The following is a 22,066-nucleotide window of genomic DNA, read 5'->3' as shown; positions in this document are numbered from 1 at the left end:
GCCATGAAAATTTTATCTATACGTATTAAAAACTTGGCATCTTTAGCAGGTGAGCATTTTATTGATTTTGAATCTGAGCCCTTAGCCAGTGCAGGTTTAGTGGCAATTATCGGCAAAACAGGCGCAGGTAAATCTACCATTTTAGATGCCATGTGTTTGGCGTTATTCAACGAGGTACCACGTCTTAAAAACAGCGATGGTAAACTTATTGATGTAGATGGGTCAGAACTCCTCACGAAATCAACACAAACAATATTGCGCCGTGGTACAGCCCAAGGCTTTGCCGAGCTCAGCTTTGTTGCTCAAGACCAAAAAGTCTATGCTGCACGTTGGGAAATTAAACGTGCACGTGAAAACCCAAACGGTAAATTGCAAAGTGTACAGCGTTCACTAAAATGCTTAACGGACGAAACAATTATTGCTAATCAAACCAAACAGGTTGAAAAGCATATCCCCGAAATTATAAAACTCAGTTTCGAACAATTTACCCGTACAGTACTACTCGCACAATCAGAGGTCACTGCTTTTTTAAAAGCACGTGATAATGAACGTGGAAAACTTTTAGAATATCTAACCAACTCTGAAATCTTCGCAAAAATTGGTCAATTGGCCTTTGATAAAACCAAAGAAATTGCCAATCAGCGTAAAGAGCTGGAAAATGTTTTAGGACATATTGAAATATTGTCTGATGAAGATATTGCCTTACACACGGCGCAATTTCAAAGCCATGCAGATACTTACCAAAAACTTGATAGTGAAAAGCAGCAATTACTCAAACAGCAGCAATGGTTTCAACACAAAGACAAACTGATTGCGGATATTCAGCAGCGTGAGCAATATTTGGCTGTTCAACAGGAGCAACTTGATGCACTGCAGCCACAGAAGCTGCAATTGCAACAACTGGAAAAATTCGCCTCAATCCGTCCAAGCATCATTCAGCAGAAAAATTTAAATACAGAAATGGTGGCGCTGCAGCCTCAATTGACTCAGGCACAGCAGCAATTCAGCGCAATTGAAATTCAGTATAATCATGAAAAATCGCAATTTGAACAAATTGATCTGCAGCAAAAACAGCAGCACCAATTTGAAGTGGATTATCAAGATCAAATTGATGTAGTACGTGCGCGGATTGCCGACCGCCGAGTGCTAGGCGATCAGCTCATTGCTGTAAAAGATGAACTCAAAAAACTGCAAGATCAGCATGCCCCGCTGCTTCAATCCGAACAGCAATTGCTACAAGCACAGCAGCAGTTAGAACAAAATTTAGCACAGCAAAATACCCTACTGCTGCAAACAGCACATTTTCAAGTTTTAGATGAAGCGCTGTCTGCACATCTCAGCCCTTTACAGCGCTTTATTCAAAGTTATGTGCAATTTGAGCAGCAATATGGTGATGTCGCGCAAGCTACGCAGCAAGTCGCTCAAAAACAGCAACAGCTTGAACAGCTTATTCAGCAATTTGGGCAAGACCAAGTGCTCAATTCTAAAATTACAGGCTTACGTACATCACGTGAAGACCTAATAAATCGTCTTAATCAGTTGGATGTCACCAAGAGTCATTGGCAGCGTTACCACGCTATTCATGTTGAACAGCAGCAAAAATTGCAAGAACAGCAAAAACTGCAAAGCGATCTCACACAGCATCAGCAACAATGCAGCACAGCTGAAACTGAGTTTCATACACAAAAATCGGCTCGAGAAAGTTTGCAAACAGTGTTACAGCAGCAGCGATTACTGCATGCAGACAATATAGAACAGCTCAGAGCTAATCTGGTCGCAGGAGAAGCATGTTTGGTCTGCGGCAGCACCGAGCACCCTTATACACATAACCAAGATGTGCTTTCCCATGAACTGTTAAAACTGCAAGAACAGCAGGAACAACAAGCGCTAGCGCAGGAAAAAATAGCCTTTGATCTGTGGCAGCAACTGCAAAAAAAATGCACACAGCAGTCCACTGCTTTTGAAGCCAATGCACAGCAACTCATTGCAATCGGCACGCAGCAGAGCAATGTCCAAACCCAGCTTGAACAATCACTTCATGCACTGAGCATCCCTTATGATTTAAGTGCAGATTTGAGCTTACTTGAAACAGCTGTAAAGCATCATATTGAAAAAACACAGCAGTCTTTACAGCAAACAGAAGCTGATTTAAAAACCCATGAACGGGCACAGCAAAACAGCCAGACTTTGTCTCAATACATTCAGCACACGACAAAGCAGCTGACCGATGTACAGCATGCAGAACAAAATATTCAACCTATTTTGTCTTTATTCAATGACACTGAAAAACATGCATGGCAGCAATCGACCCGCACCGCTACTGAACAGGTTTATGAGAAACTACAACAGCGCCTCAACACCCTAAAACAACGCAATGAACTAGATACGCAACTGAATCAGAAAATGCAGCAACTGGAACAGGCGAAACAGCAAACTAAATTCAGTCTAGAGAATATTGCTACAACTGAAAAACGAATTGCGAAACTATTAGAAGAAGGTAAACAAAATAGCGATCTTGCGATTCAAGCTATTTTTACCATGACCCAAGTAACCGTTGAAAAACCGCATGAGTGGTTATTGCAGTTTGAGCAAAGCCGACAACAGCTGCAAACTCAGTTTAATACGGTGCGTCAACAGTTTGAGCAACGACGCCAAACCTTTGATGCCGCACAAGTAGCGCTGCAAAAGTATCAGGCACAGCAACTACAGCTGCAAAATCAACAGGAAGCAGCTGCACAAAGTATTCAACAGTGGTTATCGCTGCATATTGAGTTTAATGATGCCTTGTTGCAGCAGCTCGGTGAAATTACACATGAGCAAGAACTGCAGCTTAAACAGCAAATGATCGCGGCTGAACGTGCATATAGCGATGCACAATCTGCCAAAAAAACATTGGATGAACAATTACAGCAGCACTTAACACTGCAGCCTGAAATCACATTTGAAGCCCTGCTTGCACAATTGCAAAGCTTGGTTGAACAAATGACCCAAGTGATGGAACAGCGTGATGAAGTGAAACTCAAACTCGAAGTACATCAGCGCAACATCGCAAAACAGCAGCAATTTGCAGAACAGATTCAACAGATCCAATCTGAAGAACATCGTTGGAATAAAATTTCGAGCTTAATGGGCGATGCAACGGGCAAGAAATTCCGTGATTTGGCACAGCAATACAACCTCGATATTTTAATCGAGTATGCTAACCAGCAATTGGCGATGCTTTCTCAGCGCTATACCTTAAAGCGCCTTGAAAACTCTTTAAGCCTAGCGATTGTCGATCATGATATGGATGGTGAAACCCGATCTGTTTCTTCTCTTTCAGGCGGTGAATCATTCTTAACCGCACTTGCTTTATCCTTAGCCATTGCCAGCATGGCATCAGGAACAACGAAAATCGAAAGCCTGTTTATTGATGAAGGCTTTGGCACACTAGACGCTTCAAGTCTGCACATGGTGATGAATGCACTAGATCAATTGCAAAACCAAGGCCGTAAAGTGGTATTGATCTCGCATATTCAAGAAATGCACGAACGAATCCCAGTGCAAATTCAGGTCAATCCGATCGGTGCAGGTGCAAGTACCATTCAAGTCGTGGGATAAATCAAGCGTTGAAAATCCCCTCCTTAGAAAAAGGAGGGTTAGGGAGGATTAAATTTATTATTGCTGCGAATAATCGCGTGCGCCAAACAATGCTGTCCCCACACGAACCATAGTTGAGCCAGCGGCAATCGCATCTGTCATATCACCCGACATGCCCATACTTAAGGTATCCCAGTCTTCAGGTTTTGCATGCTGTGCTTTGACTTGCTCAAAGAGCGCTTTGGCATCAACAAAAGCCTGCGGATTGTTGGGTGCAGGAATCACCATCAAACCGCGTAAGCGTAAATTCGGTAATAAAGAAATCTGTGCCACCAAATCTGCAACTTCATTCTGCTGACAGCCATCTTTGGTATCTTGTGCATCAATATTCACTTGCAAACAAATATTTAAAGGCGCTTGCGTTTCTTCTCGCTGACTCGATAAACGCTCTGCAATGATTAAACGGTCGACACCATGCACCCAAGCAAACTTTTCAGCCAAATGTTTGGTTTTATTACGCTGCACATGACCAATAAAATGCCACTCAATCTCTAAATCTTTGAGTGCTTCAATTTTATCTAAAGATTCCTGCAAATAATTTTCGCCAAATGCACGCTGCCCCGTCGCATACATTTCACGCAGCATTTCACTCGGATGCGTCTTAGATACCGCCAGTAACTGTACAGATTCACCAGCACGACCAGCCTTCAGACATGCCCGATTAATCTGCTCTAGTACCTGCTCTTTTGCGTGTTGAAGTGTATTCATTGACGAGGTTCTCATTTCATTCATCTTTTTTTCCTTTGCCCTTTAACTAACAGTTGGTTAAGCTGAGGGAAAGCCTTATTATTCTACCAAAATAATTAAGATTTAGACGTACTCGGGGATTTTATGGATATCACAGAATTATTGGCATTTTCGGCTAAAAATGGCGCTTCAGATTTACACTTATCAGCAGGTATGCCTCCACTGATCCGTGTAGATGGTGAAGTTCGTCGTATTAACTTGCCTGCATTAGAACATAAAGAAGTACACAAATTGGTGTACGACATTATGAATGACAAGCAACGCCGTGATTATGAAGAAAAATTGGAAACAGACTTTTCATTTGAAGTTCCAGGCGTGGCACGTTTCCGTGTGAACGCATTTAACCAAAACCGCGGTGCTGGTGCGGTATTCCGTACCATTCCATCAAAAGTGCTTTCAATGGAAGATTTGGGCATGGGGCAAATCTTTAAAGAGATTTGTGAATACCCACGCGGTATCGTACTGGTGACTGGGCCTACAGGTTCGGGTAAATCGACGACATTGGCAGCCATGATGGACTACATCAATGACAACCGTTATGACCATATTTTGACGGTCGAAGATCCAATCGAATTTGTACACCAATCAAAAAAATGCCTAATTAACCAGCGTGAAGTCCACCGCGATACCCACGGCTTTAACGAAGCACTTCGTTCAGCACTGCGTGAAGACCCTGACATTATCTTGGTCGGTGAGATGCGTGACCTTGAAACGATTCGTTTGGCGCTTACAGCTGCTGAAACTGGTCACTTAGTATTTGGTACGCTACATACCACATCTGCGGCTAAAACCATTGACCGTGTGATTGACGTATTCCCTGCTGAAGAAAAAGATATGGTTCGTGCCATGTTGTCAGAATCCCTACAAGCGGTTATTTCACAAACACTATTAAAGAAAAATGGTGGTGGCCGTGTGGCAGCGCATGAAATCATGATCGGTATTCCTGCAATCCGTAACTTGATTCGTGAAAACAAAGTCGCGCAAATGTACTCTGCCATTCAAACGGGTGCAAACTACGGCATGACAACGCTAGACCAAAGCTTAAAAACTTTAGTGTCTAAAGGCATCATTAGCCCACAAACTGCACGTACTGCAGCAAAACAGCCAGAATCTTTCTTATAAAAATTAGCATTATATTATTTGGGGAAACCTTATGGATTTTAACGGTTTGCTCGACTTTATGGTGGAAAAAAAGGCCTCTGACCTTTTTATTACTGCCGATGTCGAGCCGTCCATGAAAATTAATGGTCAAATTGTACCTATTGGCTCTACAAAACTGCCAGGTTCAACGGTTGGCCAATTATTAAATGCCATCATGAACGATAAACAGCGTAAAGAGTTTGCAGAAACACGTGAATGTAACTTTGCAATCAGCAATCCATCTAAATCAGCGCGTTTCCGTGTGAGTGCATTTCAGCAACGTGATGAGCCAGGCATGGTGCTCCGTCGTATTGAAACGATCATTCCGACTATGGAGCAACTCAAGTTACCGCCAATTTTAAAAGAATTAGCGATGACCAAGCGCGGTATTATCATCTTTGTGGGTGCAACAGGTACAGGTAAATCTACATCCCTAGCATCACTCGTGGGTTATCGTAACCAAAACTCAAAAGGTCATATCATCACCATTGAAGACCCGATTGAATTTGTACACGAGCATCAAGGTTGCATTATTACCCAGCGTGAAGTGGGTATTGATACCGATTCTTTTGAAATCGCACTGAAAAATACCTTACGTCAGGCACCTGATGTCATTTTGATTGGTGAGATTCGTTCACGTGAAACAATGGACTATGCCATTGCCTTTGCTGAAACAGGTCACTTGGTATTTGCGACACTACATGCCAACAACGCCAACCAAGCATTAGATCGTATCATTCACTTCTTTGAAGCAGATCGTCACAACCAATTGTTTATGGATTTATCGTTAAATCTAAAAGCCGTGGTTGCACAACAGTTGATTCCAACCATTGATGGTAACTCTCGCCGTGCCGCGATTGAAATTTTGATCAACTCACCTTTAATTTCAGACATGATCCGTAAAGGTGATGTACATGAAATTAAAGACCTGATGAAACGTTCTCGTGAATTAGGCATGCAAACCTTTGACCAAGCCCTGTTTGACCTTTATAAAGCCAAGCAAATTAGCTACAAAGATGCACTCAAACACGCCGATTCACCAAACGACTTACGCCTACAAATCAAATTGTCTGAAGAAGGTGGAGATCGCTTAATGAATGCCAGCACCAACATTACCTTCGATGGTCAAGTGTAGGCTGTAATTTGCTAAGACTCTAAAATTCAAGCACAAAAAAAGGCTGATCTCTCAGCCTTTTTTTGTGCTTATTGGATTTGATTTACATAAAGCTAAATCAAATCCAGTTTGGCATTATTTTTTACGGTATGCTTCTTGGCATGCTGGCGCATCACAATAACCATATAGATTTAATGAATGGCCTGTCAGTTCGAAACCGAATTTTTTCGCCACTTCGTGCTGTTCGTGCTCGATCACATCATTGGTAAACTCGACCACTTTGTTACAGTTTTGGCACACGATATGGTCGTGATGATCTTCCTGCATAATTTCAAATACAGAATGATTGTTTTCAAAGTGATGACGCTGAATAATCCCTGCAGCTTCAAACTGTGTTAACACGCGATACACAGTTGCTAAACCCACATCTTCACCTTGTTCAAGTAAAGTCTTATAAATGTCTTCCGCGCTTAAATGATGTTGTCTTGAATTTTCTAGTAATTCCAATATTTTAATTCGTGGAAGCGTAACTTTAAGTCCAGCTTTGCGTAAATCTTGGTTTGATATTGGCATGAAAAAAGGTCTCTCAACAAAATTAAAGTTGGAATAGGCAACAAACTTTAGATGCAGTATGATCTATCCTTGGATCAAATGCATCATAATTAATTTGGGATAGTGTAGCAAAATGCAAAAACTCATGCTGACGTTGTTCGTCACTTCATTGCTCGTAGGCTGTTCAACCTTGGGCGTTTATAAAGTTGATATTCCACAAGGAACGCCGTTAACTAAGGCGCAAGCATCAAAAATCCAAGTGGGTATGACATTCCAACAAGTTCGTTTTGTGCTTGGAAGCCCAACAATTACAGATCCAATGAATCCTTTGCGCTGGGACTACATCTACAATTATACCCCAGGAACCTATGCTAAAAAAGCGAAGATTCCTGCTGCATCTGGTCAGCATTTAAAAGTTTATTTTAACCAAAACGGCATCGTCGAAAAAATCGAAGGTTTGGACACTATTCCAGAATCACAACCAGGTCTACCCGGCTCAAAAGAAGCAATTTTAACTGCACCGCCACTATAATCAGTTTCATATAAAAATAAACCCCTCTGTTGAGGGGTTTTTTTTATGACCATAATTGTTTAAAGCGATTTCCGCGACAATAACGACTGACCGGATTTTTTGCAGCCCGATTACGACGTATCTCTTTTGGATTAATCGTTAATGCACGATAAATCTCAACGCGATCACCCGCCTGTAAAATTTGCTGATGATCTTTTAAACGCACACCAAAAATACCCAATTGAAGGTTTTCGGGGAGTTCTGTTTGTTGCTCAATCCCACTAAGACGAATCGCATCTAATGCAGTCATGCCTTCATTAAATGGTACTGAAATATGAAATTGTGCTGTCGGGCCAGCATAAGCCACCCAAATTTTTTGTACCGCCATTAGAGCATCCGACCTAATACAGCCACAATCGCCAACACAATCGATAGTGGAATAACAATACGCACCGCTATACGCCAAATATTATAAAAAGCTTCATTTGAAAAATTCAGTGCTTTACGCAAATGGCTAATTTTCATAATCCAGCCAACAAAAATAGCGTACACCAAACAAATCACCAAGCCCCAGAGAATCAACACTGTGTTGAAAATAGGGCTAATACTTGGAATTGCCCAAATAAATACTGGAACCAGTATTACGAGCCACTGCACAGGCATTGCAATTTGGCGCTGCTGTAATTGTTCACCTGCTAAATTGAGCACTAAAGCTGCAAACATTGTTGCTGCAAATGCTAATGCATACGCAGGTACGGTTGTTTTGACAGCAAAGAAACCAAACGCAACAACTGCCAATAATTGTGCGAACCAAATAGGTAGTGCAGATTGAGTTGCAGATTCTTGGCTTTGTGTTGCGAATAAACTACTTTGCCAATATAGGCCTAGCCCTAAACCACTCGCAACTAGAGCCAATACTGTTGCACTTCCCCATTCACTAAATTCAACAGGTGTAACATGCCATGCTGGAAGCTGTGTGCCCATAACATTGGCCAACACTAAAGAAGCCAATACACCTACAGCTGTTAGAAGTACCGTAATTTGGCGTGGGATAAAGGACAAAACAATTGCCAATACTGCAAGACCCACCAATACAATAGGTGTTCCTAGCGCAGGAACTGCCGTAGCTTGTAAAAGCTGGCTAATATTAGACAGTACACCACCCACCAAAAATGGAATAAAAACAGCAGCTAACCAGCCTGCCAAACGCCATTTCGCAGATGCATCTGCATCGCGTGTTAATTTAGATAATGCCTGTAAAGCGGTGGTATTTGAGCGTTTTGCAAGTGCGATTTCTAAATAGCACAATGGCAATGCTAAAATGAGCATTGTTGCAAGCCAGAGCAACCAGAAATCTAGCTGACGGTCAATTTGAATCCCCGTTATTGGCGCAAGAGTCGCAATAATAATAAATGAGACACAAAAAGCCATCAGAGGCGATAACCATTTTGACATAGCATTATCCTGCATGAGGCGTTCCTTTAAAAAAGCTAGCGCTATTTTGCCCTGCTCTGTCTGGAAAATCAAAAACAAAAAGCAAACCACCTTACGGTGATTTGCTGCGCTAAATCATTATTAGATTTTAGTTCTTCTTATCTCGTTCATCTTGAATTATGAGAAGAAGCGAGCGAACCAGTTTTTACCTTTTTTCTGTTCTTTTTCTTTAATGATTCCCATCATATTTTCTTTCACGGCGCCGACATAATCTGCATCATCGTGTTGAATATGATTAATGAGCCATTTAGATAATACTTCATGAAGTTCTGCTTCAATCGCGTGGCCCATATTAAAACGATCGCGATATGACTCAATCTTTTTAATAAATAAATCGTGTACACGTTTGTGTGGTACACGGTATTTATAACCCGCTTCTTCTTGAAGAGACTCTTCAAAGGTAAAATGAGACTGTGTATAGTCAATAATATTATTCAATACTTCTTGAATACGTGCACGATCCGTATTGGCATCTACACTATCAATTTCATTAATATAATCAAGAATACGTTTATGCTGATCGTCAATCACATCAATGCCAGTATTATATTCTGGAATCCATTTCATTTTCATTACGACCACCTACCACTTTTGAATTATTTATCACATAAAATTAATCATATAGCGAAATAGATTAAATAAAAATGAAGTGATTTACTCGGAATTATGTGTATTTAAAGTAATATTATGTAAATCATTGTTTATTATTGTTTTAATATTTAATCTTGACCACAAGAGTCAGATATTTTTTAATCAATTCAAGTATAAATCATATAAATAATTACATCTATTTTCAAAAAAACAGTCATTTAAAATATAGAGCTCAATTATTTTGAATATTGAATGCAATCAATAATGATCTGCCAATGTCACGCGACGCAAAGATGGATCTAAACGCTCACGCTCTAAACGCGCAATTTCACTCATAGCATGACGAATAGGCTTACCATGTTGAAAGAGAATCATCTCACCGGGTTTAAATGCCGTCCAAACTTCATTTTGAGTTAAAGGCTCTGTGGTAATAACTGCCACACGATCATCAGCAGTCGTCACTTCACTAAAATCGACTTCCACATCTAAATCAATTAACTGTGCAGGTTTAAATGGGTACTCACGTACCAACCAATGTAATTTGGTAATGGCATAGCTAAACAAAGCTTGGCCATTGGATAAACAGAAGTTAAACGTGCCATGTTCAGCAATTTGCGGAGAAATCTCAATGAGTACATCAAAGATTTGGTCTAAGCTGGGCTCTTCATAGCCAAAACGTTTAACCAATTGTTCGAGCAAATAACAAAAAGCCAATTCGCTATCTGTATTGCCTACAGGCGTAAAACGACCTGCTAATTCAGGTGAAAAATCATGTAAATCACCATTGTGAGCAAAAATCCATTGGCGCCCCCAAAGCTCACGACTAAATGGATGCGAATTTTCTAAATTGATTTTACCTTGGGTCGCTTTACGAATATGCGCAATCACATTGCGTGATTTAATTGGATAATTACGAATCAATTCAGCAATCGGTGATTCAACGGCGGATTGATTGTCTACAAATAAACGGCAGGCTTTATCTTCAAAAAAAGCGATACCAAAACCATCACAATGATCCGATGTAATACCTGCACGCTGAGAGAAACCACGGAAAGAAAACGTAATATCCGTTGGTGTCGCACAATTCATCCCTAACAGCTGGCACATAAGCGTCATCATCATAAGTGTGGTCAATGATAACGCTATTCTGCATGAGTCCTGAAACGATTACAAATAACAAAATCCATCACAGCTCGCTATTTTGAACGCTATTGCGTGATTTTTTGCTGAAAAATAAAGTTTTTTGCCATTTTGGCTACCTCTAAAAAAACAAAATAATCCACACAATTAAATTCTTGATCGTAATAGGCCTGTTGCGACAAAGTTGCCTGCATTTTTAAATACACATCAAACAATTTTGGAATACGTTCATCCTGCTTAAAGCTATATTGCGGATATGCAGGTTCATACGACTGTTGTGCCCGTATAGAATTCGTACCTTGCTTTAAGTTTTTTATAAATTGATGGGTGTAATAAGCCTGCGCTTCATTGCCCTTGAGCCGCACACTCACACAACCAATGACATATTTGGCTTTCATTTCCCACAACACCTTGGGGAGTAAGTTTAGCCACAACACAGACAATGCTTTGCCTGAACGATAGCGTGGATGCACACAGGTTCGTCCAATTTCCACAATATGCTCTAAATGGCCCAGTTGGCTGGCTATATCAAATTCATGTTGACTATAGCTCTTTGTGACTAACTCATAGCCTTGTAAGCGCTTAATTCTGGTATACGCTACGATTTCTTGAGTGACTTTGTCACGTAATACGGCGTGTTCGCAATTAAAATCATATAAATCTTGATCTAGCCCATTTGCAAAGTGCAAATTAAACTGTGCCCCAAATTGCATTGCTCTAAATTGTTGTACTTGCTGAAGGCCAGCTAAGTCTTCAACCCACTCAAAACTATAACTGGTTGCTTTGATGCTTTTTTTATAAAAGGGTAAGGCAAAATTTTGACGGTACTGATTTAGTTTATCCAACATGTGCACAACCTCAGCTCTTTGACGTTGTTTTACACTAGGTGTACGCGATGACATTTTCATGACCACATAGCATTCTGTTGCAATTCAATCCAGCAAAAAAAGCCCCATCGAAATGGGGCTTTTTTATATTTACGGCAGACGATCTTGAAGGCTTAAGCTTTTTTAGCAGCTTGACGGTTGGTAATTAAAGTACCCACACCATGATCAGTAAAAATTTCTAACAACGTTGCATGGGGTACGCGACCATCGACAATATGTGCGCTTACCACACCACCCTTCACTGCATCTAATGCACAGCCTACTTTAGGAATCATGCCACCATAGATCACGCCCGTTTCAATTAAACGGTCAACTTCTTGTGTGCTTAAACCAGTCAGTAGGTTTTTATTTTCATCCAATACACCGCTGATATTGGTTAACAAGATAAGTTTTTCAGCACCGAGTGCTTCAGCCACTTTACCCGCAACCAAATCTGCATTGATGTTATAGGTGTTGCCTTCTTCATCTACACCCAATGGTGCAATCACTGGAATAAAATCACCTTGCGTGAACATTTCCAAGACATCAGTTTTTACACCAACGACTTCGCCCACTAGACCTAAATCAATTTCTTTAACAGAACCATCTTCTGCCGTCTTCTGCATCAATAGTTTCTGTGCACGAAGCAAATTACCATCTTTACCTGTTAAACCAATTGCACGGCCACCATGCTTATTAATCAGGTTCACAATGGACTTATTCACACTACCACCCAACACCATTTCTACAACTTCCATCGTAGCTGGGTCAGTTACGCGCATACCGTCAATACGGTCAGACTCACGACCTAATTGCTTCAAAAATGAATCAACTTGTGGGCCACCACCGTGAACCACAATAGGGTTTAAACCTACAGTTTTTAATAAAACAATATCACGTGCAAATGAGCTTTCTAGCTCAGGATCAGTCATTGCGTTGCCGCCATATTTTACAACCAGCGTTTTACCTGAAAAACGTTGAATGTACGGCAAAGCCTCAGTCAAAATCTGTGCTTTGTCGATGCCGGTATGCTGATGTGGCATTCGCCTCTCCTTATTGAGCATCTGAAATGTCTTGAGCGATGTCTGGATACTGCTCAACTAACATATTGACAAACAGGCGCTGTATTTGGCGCATACGCGTCATATCATCCGCATCAAAACGAAGGGTGAAATACTCGCCTGTATTCGATGCTCGAATGATGCCAAATCCATCATCAAAATCAAGCCGTATCCCATCAATTTTGCTAATTTCTGCATGAATCTGCTGAGATTGACGTTCTACTTCGGCCAAAACAGCTTTGGGGTCGACATGATGGGTGGAAATATAAAGATCTTCCGTACCCACGCGTTCTGGATAACGCGCCAAGAGTTCAGCCAAACTTAATTGCTCTGCTTGCATATATTCAATCACACGCAGCGCTGCATATAAGCCATCGTCATAGCCCCAGCCACGCCCGTCATTAAATACATAATGCCCTGCATATTCGCCACCAAATACCGCGTGACCTTTTGATTGCGCCAAATACTTGCGTAAAAAGGTACTTCCCGTGCGCAACATGGTTGCTTGGCCATTGAGTGCCTGCACTGTATTACGCACCATCGTCGAGCATTTTACGTCATAAACAATTTCGGCTTGCGGATGCGTTTTTAAACACATTTCCGCAAATAAACATAACAAACGGTCGGCAGTAATGACCGTACCTTGTGCATCAATTAACACCAAACGGTCGCCATCACCATCTAGCGCAATGCCTATATCTGCTTGCTGTGAAACAACCGCATTTCGTAGCTGACTTAAATGGGCAATTTGTGATGGATCGGGTGCATGGTCTGGAAACTCACCATTCGCCACACAACGCAAGGCACTCACTTCGCAACCCAACTTATTTAAAACTAAATTTGCACAGCGACCTGCTGAACCATGCATACCATCTAATACAATTTTTATTGGTGCTTGAAGCTGAATATCAGCCAATAATGCATGTTGGTATTGTAAGCAATATTGAGGCAATATTTGGTGTGGTAATTCAAGTGGTGTTACAGATTTCTTAGGCACAAAATGATGTTTTGCATCTGTTGCAACATGCTGAATCATTTCAGGTGTGGGTGGTTCGCCTTGCACAATCCACTTTATACCATTGTCTGTTTTTGGATTATGACTGGCAGTCACCATTACACCATTGCCAGAAAAATCACGTGCAATGTAATACAACATTGGACTAGAAGAACAACCAATAATCGTCACATCAAGCCCATAGCTTTCGCACACGTCTCGAATAATTGAAGCATATAACGGGCTATTGATACGTGCATCATAACCAATAGCCAAGCATGTTTGGCCACGTTTTAAATATTGCTGAGCTAAACCATGGGCGATCGAACCCACCATATCACTGGTTAATAAACTAGATTTACCACGGATGTCGTACGCGCGGAAAATATGAGACGGAAAATTGTTATAGAGTAAACCCATAAGATATTCTTCTTTTAATTGCCCGTATCAACAGTGGCCTACTTTAGGAGGAACAATCAGTTTGATTAAACAATTAAGCACATAAATACTTTAAAAAAGTGTTCCTTTTTTAAATCATTTTAGTTTAAGAATCAATTAATAAAACTTAAGCTTTTGAATATAAAATAGTTAATATCAATTGACCATTGAGTAAAAAATATTTTATCCAAAATTCCTTAAAAAATTATTAACCCCATAATTATAAAAGATAAAAATTTTAAGCGTGAAAATAATACGTAATTACAAAAAAAACAGTCGCTTCAAGTTAAAAGATAAAATATATCAAACAGATAGAATAGTTTATGCACCTCAAATATCGCACTATCCTATTTCTATATTAGGCTATTTGATCTGCCCAATAGTTTATGAGAATTACATAATACCAACAATCACTAATATTAGGGATATTTGATAAAGCCACCCATTAATACGCAAACTGGTTCACACTTTTTAATTTTTAATCTATTTCTATGACTATTATTTTTATAAATCAATCGTCAATATGCATGTAAAGCAATGAAAACATTACCTTACATGCATTGCCTGCTTAGTTTTTGCCAGTATGACCAAAACCGCCAGCACCACGTTCAGTTGCTTCAAATTCTTCAACTAAATTAAACTGTGCTTGCACCACAGGTACCAGTACATACTGCGCTAAGCGCTCGCCTGGTTCTAGGCTAAAAGCAGTCTGACTACGGTTCCATACAGAAACCATTAATTCGCCTTGATAGTCAGAATCAATCAAACCTACCAAGTTGCCCAACACGATGCCGTGCTTATGACCAAGGCCAGAACGTGGCAAAATCATACCTGCAAAATTGACATCTTCAATGTAAATTGCAAGACCTGTTTTAATCAGCACAGTTTGACCTGGTTCAATCACTGTCGTTTCGGCAACACAAGCACGTAAATCTAAACCCGCAGAACCTGCTGTAGCATACGCAGGCATTGGCCATTCTGTACCTAGACGTGAGTCGAGTACTTTAACTTGAACTTTCATGTTTCATTCCTGTTTCAATGTAACTTATTTTACAAATTGCTTATTAGCGCTTAATCAACGCACGTAAATTTTCTAAGTAATGCTGTGCTTGCAATTTTGGATCAATATTACCAGCCAGTTTTTTCTTACGACCTAACCAATCAAGTTCATCTTGTGGCAATTCATCCAAGAAGCGACTTGGGGTCATTTGTTTCATTTGCCCACCCGCTTTACGTTGCTCTGCCAAAGTGATGGTCAAACCTTGACGTGCACGGGTAATTCCCACGTACATTAAGCGACGCTCTTCTTCTACTGTGTCTGCCGCAATTGAGTTTTTATGAGGCAAAATTTCCTCTTCTAAACCAATCAGGTAGACATAAGGAAATTCCAAACCTTTTGATGCATGTAAGGTTAATAAATTGACCTTATCTGTATCTTCTTCTTCTTGCTGTTGCTCCAACATATCCAGCAACACCATTTTACGAATGACACTTTCAATGTTTTTTTCGTCGACATCTTCAGCACGGTTAATCAAGCTTTGAATACTGCTGTACAACACTTCAATATTGTCGAGCTTGGTTTTTTCCTGTGCTGGTGTGGCTGCCGTTTCTTTCACATAATCGATATAGCCAGCTTCAATCATCATTTGGCGGATAATGGGTACAGGTTCATCATCTTCGATTAAATTACGTGTGAAACGCTCAATGAAGTCATGAAATTCGGCCAATTGCGTGGTGGCTTTTTTGGGAATCGCCATAGTTAAACGCTGATCACCCGATGCTGCTAACAAGGACAAATTACTTTCTTGTGCAAACAGCCCCAGTTTCTCTAAGGTCACAGGGCCAATCGCACGTTTAGGTGTATTAATAATACGTAAGAAAGCGCTGTCATCTTCTGGGTTAATAATCAGACGCAAATAGCTCATCATGTCTTTAATTTCTGAGCGCGCAAAGAACGACTGACCACCCGATAATTTATACGGAATCTGCATTTGGCGAAGCTGCGTTTCCAAAATTCGCGCTTGGAAATTACCACGGTACAAAATGGCATAATCTTTCCAGTTTTTGCCATTCATTAATTTGTGCGTAATTAAATCCTTTACGACGCGTTCCGCTTCATCATCATCATTACGGCAAGTAATGACACGAATCACTTCACCATGGCCTTTGTCTGACCACAATTTTTTATCAAAAATATGTGGGTTATTGCCAATCACAGTATTCGCGGCTTTTAAAATGCGACTGGTCGAACGGTAATTTTGTTCGAGCTTAATCACTTTTAAATTACGGAAGTCTTCGTTTAACAAGGCCATGTTTTCAGGCTTAGCACCGCGCCATGCATAAATGGATTGGTCATCATCACCTACCGCAGTAAATTGGCCCATCACACCCACCAAGAGCTTGACCAAAATATATTGCGCGGTATTGGTATCTTGATATTCATCCACCAACAAATAACGAATTCGGTTTTGCCAACGATCACGTACTTCTGCATTTTCTTGTAATAATCGTGTTGGCATTACAATTAGATCATCAAAATCTACGGCGTTGTACGCACGTAAATTACGCTCATACAATTGGTATAAATGCGCAAATTGGACATCTTCTGCTGTTTCACAGGTGGTGTGTGCTTGCTCAGGTGGAATCAGGTCGTTTTTCCAATCCGAAATCATTTTCATGGCTTTCGCAATCAATTCTTTGCTTTCAGCACCAGATAAATTGTCACGATGCATTAAGTCCATCAAAATGCGTTTGCAATCATCTGCATCTAAAATGGAAAAGTTATTTTTTAAAGGTGTATTTTTAAGTTCAAGACGTAATAAATTTAAACCAAAGGTATGGAAGGTCGACACCGACAAGCCCTTGGCTTCTTCACGTGTTAATAGTTTGGTCACACGCTCTTTCATTTCACGTGCAGCCTTATTGGTGAAGGTCATCGCAGTAATACGATGCGCAGGAATACCGCAGTGTTTCACCAAATACGCAATTTTACGGGTAATCACCGAGGTCTTGCCTGAACCTGCACCTGCAAGCACTAACAAGGGTCCTTGAGTATATTTCATGGCTTCAAGTTGCTTGTCGTTTAACTGACTTGCGAGTGACATAGTGATTCCTCATCCTGATTCGGTGTCGATTATAGTCATCTCAGTGTTCGCTGTATAACCCTAAAGATGATTTAGCGCGATTGAAATTTAAAAACTCAGAGTGCTTAAATATGCAAAATATTGATAATATATAAATTATTTTAAAAATACACATAGGCTTGTTGTCTGTTTTTCAGGCATAAACTCTAAAAACCTGCCAGATACAAACGCAATGTATTGAGCTAAATTTTTAACTGTTCTGAATACCATTCAGTAAAAAATGCCCCTGCATATTTAAAAATTAGACCCACACAAAGCCAATAAAAAAGAGGCACGTTGCCCCTTTTTTATGTTACTGAATTGAATCTGTTATACAGCATCTAAAACAGCAAAAAATGACTTAACGTTTAAAGTTAGACAGCAAAGCTGATGTAATTGATTTATTATTTTGCACAACTTTCGTTTTTTTCGCTTTGGCTGAATTGTCTTCTACACGTTCAATCTTGACCGCTTTAAATTTATCACCATTTTTCACTGCGGTAAATTTCACACGATCATGACGTTTTGGTTCACCATCTGCAGATGGAAAATCTGAAATATGGAAGAAAATATCTCCCTCAGATGAACCGATAAAACCATAGCCCTTTTCAGGATCATATTGTTTGACTTTACCTACGTACACTTCATCTTTCATGCTACTGTCCTATGCTCAAATATCTTTTCATCATTATATAAAAAAGAGGCTATGAAAGCCTCTTTTTTCATTCGGTACTAAAATTAGTCTTTTTGTACTGAACCAAAAATTTTGTCACCCGCATCGCCTAAACCAGGAACGATGTAGCCATTTTCATTAATACCGTTATCTACAGAAGCCGTAAAAATGGTCACATCTGGATGTGCAGTTTCAACACGTTTGATCCCTTCTGGCGCAGCAACCAATACCATCACGCGGATGTCTTTACAGCCACTTGCTTTTAATACATCAATAGCAGCAACTAGCGATGAACCTGTTGCAAGCATTGGATCGATAATCATCGCAATACGGTTTTGTACGTCTGGTACTAATTTTTTATAGTAAGTACGCGCTTCAAGTGTTTCTTCGTCACGCTCTAAACCAAGTACTGATACTTTTGCACTTGGAATGAGGTTTAAGAAACCATCCAGCATACCAATACCTGCACGTAAAATTGGCACAACCGTAATTTTTTTACCCGCAATACGGTCTACAGTTACTTTACCTGCCCAGCCATCAATTTCATGGTCACACACAGGTAAATCTTTTGTTGCTTCATAAGTCAAAAGCATAGTGACTTCTTGCGCAAGTTCACGGAAATTCTTAGTGCTGATGTCAGCACGGCGCAATAAGCCAAGTTTATGACGGATTAATGGATGACGGATTTCATGGATAGCCACGGGAGAACACCTAAAAGGTTAAGATCAAATTCTATCTATTATAGTAAATTTTGCCGTACGATAAAATTAAAAAAGCCCCCTTTACAGGAGGCTTTTTTGTAATAACTGAGCTAAATAGCTAAATTAGTTAAATCCGCTTTGTACTAAAGACAAAATGAATTGTTGTAATTCTGGTGAAATCGCAAAGAAAGCAACTTTAGAAATTGCAATGATTGGGTCTGGATATACACCAATCAACAATACTAATGCAGCAGCGCCTAACACCATGATACCACCCACTTTTTGACCCCAATGATCGACAGCGTCGATACGTGGATTTTCTGGTGGTGTCATGTAAAGTACAACCATTACTCGTAAGTAGTAGTACAAACCAATACCTGAACCAACGATAACCATTGCTGCAAGGAACCATTCTTGGCCAGCAACAGCAGCTTTCACAACCATGAACTTACCAATGAAGCCCGCAGTTAATGGAATACCTGCAAGAGACAGCATCATTACCGTTAAAGTTGCAGTTAATACTGGACGGCGCCAGAACAAACCACGGTACTCAGCCAAGCTACCTGCTTCGTCTGTATTGTTATATGGACTAGACATAAGTGTTACTACACCGAACGCGCCGATTGTTGTTAACACATAAGTAATCACATAAATGTTTACAGATTCGAAAGTTGCAAAACCTTGAAGTTGTAAGAAATCAGTATTTTTTGCACTGATAATTGCAACCAATAAATAACCAAAGTGTGCAATTGAAGAGTATGCAAGGATACGTTTCAAGTTCACTTGACGAACTGCAAGTAAGTTACCTGCAAGAATCGAAAGTACTGCAATAATGGTTAATAGTGTTACGAAGCTGTCTGCAAGGATTAAACCTGAAGACAATAAGTAACGAACAAATAAACCAATCATCGCCACTTTAGCAACAGTTGCTAAGAATGTAGCGATTGGTGCTGGCGCACCTGCATATACGTCTGGTGTCCATTTATGGAATGGCGCAAGAGACAATTTAAATGCAACTGCAAATACAATAAGCGCTAAGCCAAGTACAACAGCTGGTTGACCAAATGTTGTAAATAATTTACCTGGCTCAGAAACGAAGTTTAATGAACCTGTGTATGCATATACATACGCCATACCCATCAACAACATCGCTGAAGCTGTTGCAGAAAGTACAAGGTATTTCACACCCGCTTCAAGCGATTGAGAACGTTGATGTGTGTACGCCAATAGACCGTATACAGGAATCGACATTAACTCAAGGCTGATGAAGAACGACGCATAATGCGTGCTTGCAACCATAAGCATTGCACCTGTTACAGATACAAGCATAAGGATGTAAAGTTCTTCGCGGTTGTCTTTATACGTTTCGATGTACGCATGTGACAGTGTGCAGCATGCAAGCGCTGCCACCACAATCACAAACTGATACAGCATCGTAAACGGATCTACGATGAACAAATTCATTACGTTTGCAGGTGCATATTGACCAGCAAGCACAATAAATACGATATATAAGGCAGCAAGGTTCAAACCAATAACGGATGTCGTTGCTGCTAAATTATGATTACGCTTAATCGCAACCAGCAACATCACCACTACTGCTGTTAAAGCAACAATCATGACTGGCGCTAGAGGCATAAGCTCTGCAAATGACATTGTGAAGTTCATGACTTATTGGATCTCCACATTTTCAGCTGAAACGACAGCCTGCTGAACTGTCTCAACTGTTTCTTGAACAGGAATGTAGCTATTCGCTAACCACGCCATGCTTGAATTAGAAACGTCAAGGAACGTTTGTGGGAATAGACCCAACCACACCAGACCCAACGCACAGATCAGTAAAATCACAACTTCACGTACATTCAAATCTTTTAATGGAGATGAATAATGTGCTTTTTGCGCTTCATTTGGCGTACCAAAAAGTGCTTTGTGAATCAGGATCAAACCATACAAACCAGCGAATACAAGGCTTACTGCAGCAAGAATTGTATACACAGGGAATTTTGCGTATGAGCCCATCAAAATCAGGAATTCACCGATGAAGTTACCTAAACCTGGGATACCCACAAGCGCAGCAACAAAGAACATCAAGAAGAATGCAAGATATTTAAACTGACCACGGATACCACCCATCAAACGCATATCACGCGTATGAAGACGTTCGTAAACCTGACCACACATAATGAACAAGGCAGCAGATGAAAGACCATGCGCCAACATCATAATCATCAAACCTTGGAAGGTTAAGATGTTACCAGCGTAGATCGCTAGAAGGACAAAGCCCATGTGCGAAATAGACGTATACGCCAAAAGACGTTTCATATCTGTTTGCTGGAATGCACACCACGCGCCGTAGAAAATACCAATCAGACCCAAAATAATCGCGATATCAGCAAATTGTGCTGAAGCCATTGGGAAGAATGGAATAACGAAACGAAGTAAGCCGTATGCCGCTGTTTTAATCAAGATACCCGCTAAGTCAACAGAACCTGCTGTTGGTGCTTGAGCATGCGCATCTGGTAACCAGCCGTGTAATGGGAAAACTGGAAGTTTTACCGCAAAACCAATGAACAAACACACCATAAATGCATAAGCAAGTGCTGGTGCTTGAGCTTCTACTGTATGAGCAACGCCCATTAAGTAGTTGTAGTTGAAGCTAAGTTGACCATTTAATGAGTAACCTACAGCAACTAAGCCAAGGATACCGATTAACATGATTAAACCAGCAACTTGTGTATAGATGAAGAATTTAGTTGCTGCGTAAACGCGTGACTTGCCTTCCGCACCACGGTGACCCCAAAGTGCGATTAAGAAGTAGATAGGTACAAGCATCATCTCCCAGAAGAAGAAGAACAAGAACATATCAATGGCAAGGAATACACCGATTACACCACCTAAAGACCATAAAAGGTTTAAGTGGAAGAAACCAACATTCTTTTGAATCTCACCCCATGAACAGCCTACTGCTAACACACCAAGGAGTGCAGTTAAACCCACCATAAGAAGTGATAAACCATCCACCGCAAGGTGAATGTTAATTCCGAGTGTTTGAATCCAAGGAATATTGAATTGAGCAGCCCAAGTTGGTGCTTGGCTACCTAATTCATAGCTATATGTACCTGTTTGCCAAAGTGCAATGGTTAAACCCAAAGTCACTAACATACCAATCAAGGCGATATAGCGTGGCAAGTGTTGGTCGAGTTTATCGACCAACCAGCATGCGAAACCTGCAATGAACGGAATAAGGATCAGAGCGGGTAAAATTAAATTATTAGCTTCCATT

19 protein-coding genes are annotated in these 22,066 nt (G+C 40.5%); 4 read left to right on the top strand and 15 right to left on the bottom strand.

What is annotated here, in order from left to right:
• The first annotated feature begins 3 nt into the window (after window positions 1-3).
• Window positions 4-3,600 carry an AAA family ATPase gene (locus tag C9E88_RS04105; protein ID WP_106985505.1) on the top strand — a complete coding sequence of 1,199 codons (3,597 nt, stop codon included), beginning with the start codon at window positions 4-6 and terminating at the stop codon, window positions 3,598-3,600.
• Between the two features lie 57 nt (window positions 3,601-3,657).
• On the opposite strand, the gene C9E88_RS04100 is transcribed toward C9E88_RS04105, so the two are convergent.
• Window positions 3,658-4,347 carry a YggS family pyridoxal phosphate-dependent enzyme gene (locus C9E88_RS04100; protein ID WP_106985504.1) on the bottom strand — a complete coding sequence of 230 codons (690 nt, stop codon included), beginning with the start codon at window positions 4,345-4,347 and terminating at the stop codon, window positions 3,658-3,660.
• A gap of 123 nt (window positions 4,348-4,470) precedes the next feature.
• On the opposite strand from C9E88_RS04100, the gene C9E88_RS04095 reads away from it, so the two are divergent.
• Window positions 4,471-5,508, top strand: a complete 1,038-nt coding sequence (locus C9E88_RS04095; RefSeq protein WP_106985503.1) for a type IV pilus twitching motility protein PilT — start codon at window positions 4,471-4,473, stop codon at window positions 5,506-5,508.
• Window positions 5,509-5,539: 31 nt separating this feature from the next.
• Complete coding sequence (locus C9E88_RS04090; protein ID WP_106985502.1) at window positions 5,540-6,661, top strand: PilT/PilU family type 4a pilus ATPase; 1,122 nt, start codon at window positions 5,540-5,542, stop codon at window positions 6,659-6,661.
• A gap of 114 nt (window positions 6,662-6,775) precedes the next feature.
• On the opposite strand, the gene fur is transcribed toward C9E88_RS04090, so the two are convergent.
• Window positions 6,776-7,213 (bottom strand): ferric iron uptake transcriptional regulator, encoded by a 438-nt coding sequence (fur, locus tag C9E88_RS04085; RefSeq protein ID WP_067766225.1) that lies wholly within the window; start codon window positions 7,211-7,213, stop codon window positions 6,776-6,778.
• 112 nt (window positions 7,214-7,325) lie between these two features.
• On the opposite strand from fur, the gene C9E88_RS04080 reads away from it, so the two are divergent.
• Window positions 7,326-7,724, top strand: a complete 399-nt coding sequence (locus C9E88_RS04080; RefSeq protein WP_106985501.1) for an outer membrane protein assembly factor BamE — start codon at window positions 7,326-7,328, stop codon at window positions 7,722-7,724.
• 43 nt (window positions 7,725-7,767) lie between these two features.
• Here C9E88_RS04080 and C9E88_RS04075 read toward each other — a convergent pair whose 3' ends face one another.
• The 13 genes from C9E88_RS04075 to nuoM all read right to left on the bottom strand — a co-directional run bounded on the left by C9E88_RS04075 (window position 7,768) and on the right by nuoM (window position 22,065).
• Window positions 7,768-8,091 (bottom strand): RnfH family protein, encoded by a 324-nt coding sequence (locus C9E88_RS04075; protein WP_106985500.1) that lies wholly within the window; start codon window positions 8,089-8,091, stop codon window positions 7,768-7,770.
• Window positions 8,091-9,173 carry a hypothetical protein gene (locus C9E88_RS04070; RefSeq protein ID WP_106985499.1) on the bottom strand — a complete coding sequence of 361 codons (1,083 nt, stop codon included), beginning with the start codon at window positions 9,171-9,173 and terminating at the stop codon, window positions 8,091-8,093. Before C9E88_RS04070 ends, C9E88_RS04075 begins: the two co-directional genes overlap by 1 nt.
• 141 nt (window positions 9,174-9,314) lie before the next feature.
• On the bottom strand, window positions 9,315-9,770 hold the full coding sequence (locus C9E88_RS04065; protein ID WP_106985498.1) for a bacteriohemerythrin: 456 nt from the start codon (window positions 9,768-9,770) through the stop codon (window positions 9,315-9,317).
• A gap of 276 nt (window positions 9,771-10,046) precedes the next feature.
• The gene (locus C9E88_RS04060; protein ID WP_106985522.1) at window positions 10,047-10,895 is read right to left on the bottom strand and encodes a class II glutamine amidotransferase; all 849 of its coding nucleotides are present in this window, start codon (window positions 10,893-10,895) and stop codon (window positions 10,047-10,049) included.
• Window positions 10,896-10,996: 101 nt separating this feature from the next.
• Entirely contained in the window at window positions 10,997-11,776 is a 780-nt protein-coding gene (locus tag C9E88_RS04055; RefSeq protein WP_106985521.1) for a GNAT family N-acetyltransferase, read from the bottom strand.
• 152 nt (window positions 11,777-11,928) lie between these two features.
• Window positions 11,929-12,837: an acetylglutamate kinase gene (argB, locus tag C9E88_RS04050; protein ID WP_106985497.1), complete on the bottom strand. Its 909-nt coding sequence runs from the start codon at window positions 12,835-12,837 to the stop codon at window positions 11,929-11,931.
• Between the two features lie 10 nt (window positions 12,838-12,847).
• The gene (locus C9E88_RS04045; RefSeq protein ID WP_106985496.1) at window positions 12,848-14,269 is read right to left on the bottom strand and encodes a phosphomannomutase/phosphoglucomutase; all 1,422 of its coding nucleotides are present in this window, start codon (window positions 14,267-14,269) and stop codon (window positions 12,848-12,850) included.
• Window positions 14,270-14,855: 586 nt separating this feature from the next.
• Window positions 14,856-15,308: a dUTP diphosphatase gene (gene dut, locus C9E88_RS04040; protein ID WP_106985495.1), complete on the bottom strand. Its 453-nt coding sequence runs from the start codon at window positions 15,306-15,308 to the stop codon at window positions 14,856-14,858.
• Window positions 15,309-15,351: 43 nt separating this feature from the next.
• A complete protein-coding gene (locus C9E88_RS04035; protein ID WP_106985494.1) occupies window positions 15,352-17,391 on the bottom strand; it encodes a UvrD-helicase domain-containing protein in 2,040 nt (679 codons plus the stop codon).
• A gap of 379 nt (window positions 17,392-17,770) precedes the next feature.
• Window positions 17,771-18,064 (bottom strand): cold-shock protein, encoded by a 294-nt coding sequence (locus C9E88_RS04030; RefSeq protein WP_106985493.1) that lies wholly within the window; start codon window positions 18,062-18,064, stop codon window positions 17,771-17,773.
• Window positions 18,065-18,147: 83 nt separating this feature from the next.
• Window positions 18,148-18,783 (bottom strand): uracil phosphoribosyltransferase, encoded by a 636-nt coding sequence (upp, locus tag C9E88_RS04025; protein ID WP_106985492.1) that lies wholly within the window; start codon window positions 18,781-18,783, stop codon window positions 18,148-18,150.
• Between the two features lie 123 nt (window positions 18,784-18,906).
• Window positions 18,907-20,451 carry an NADH-quinone oxidoreductase subunit NuoN gene (gene nuoN, locus C9E88_RS04020; protein ID WP_106985491.1) on the bottom strand — a complete coding sequence of 515 codons (1,545 nt, stop codon included), beginning with the start codon at window positions 20,449-20,451 and terminating at the stop codon, window positions 18,907-18,909.
• A gap of 3 nt (window positions 20,452-20,454) precedes the next feature.
• Complete coding sequence (gene nuoM / locus C9E88_RS04015) at window positions 20,455-22,065, bottom strand: NADH-quinone oxidoreductase subunit M (RefSeq protein ID WP_106985490.1); 1,611 nt, start codon at window positions 22,063-22,065, stop codon at window positions 20,455-20,457.
• Window position 22,066: the final 1 nt, after the last annotated feature.

The organism is Acinetobacter cumulans (assembly GCF_003024525.3).
Lineage (GTDB): Bacteria > Pseudomonadota > Gammaproteobacteria > Pseudomonadales > Moraxellaceae > Acinetobacter > Acinetobacter cumulans.
Note: the sequence above shows the minus strand (reverse complement) of the source record. Positions and strands in the feature narration are given on the sequence as shown.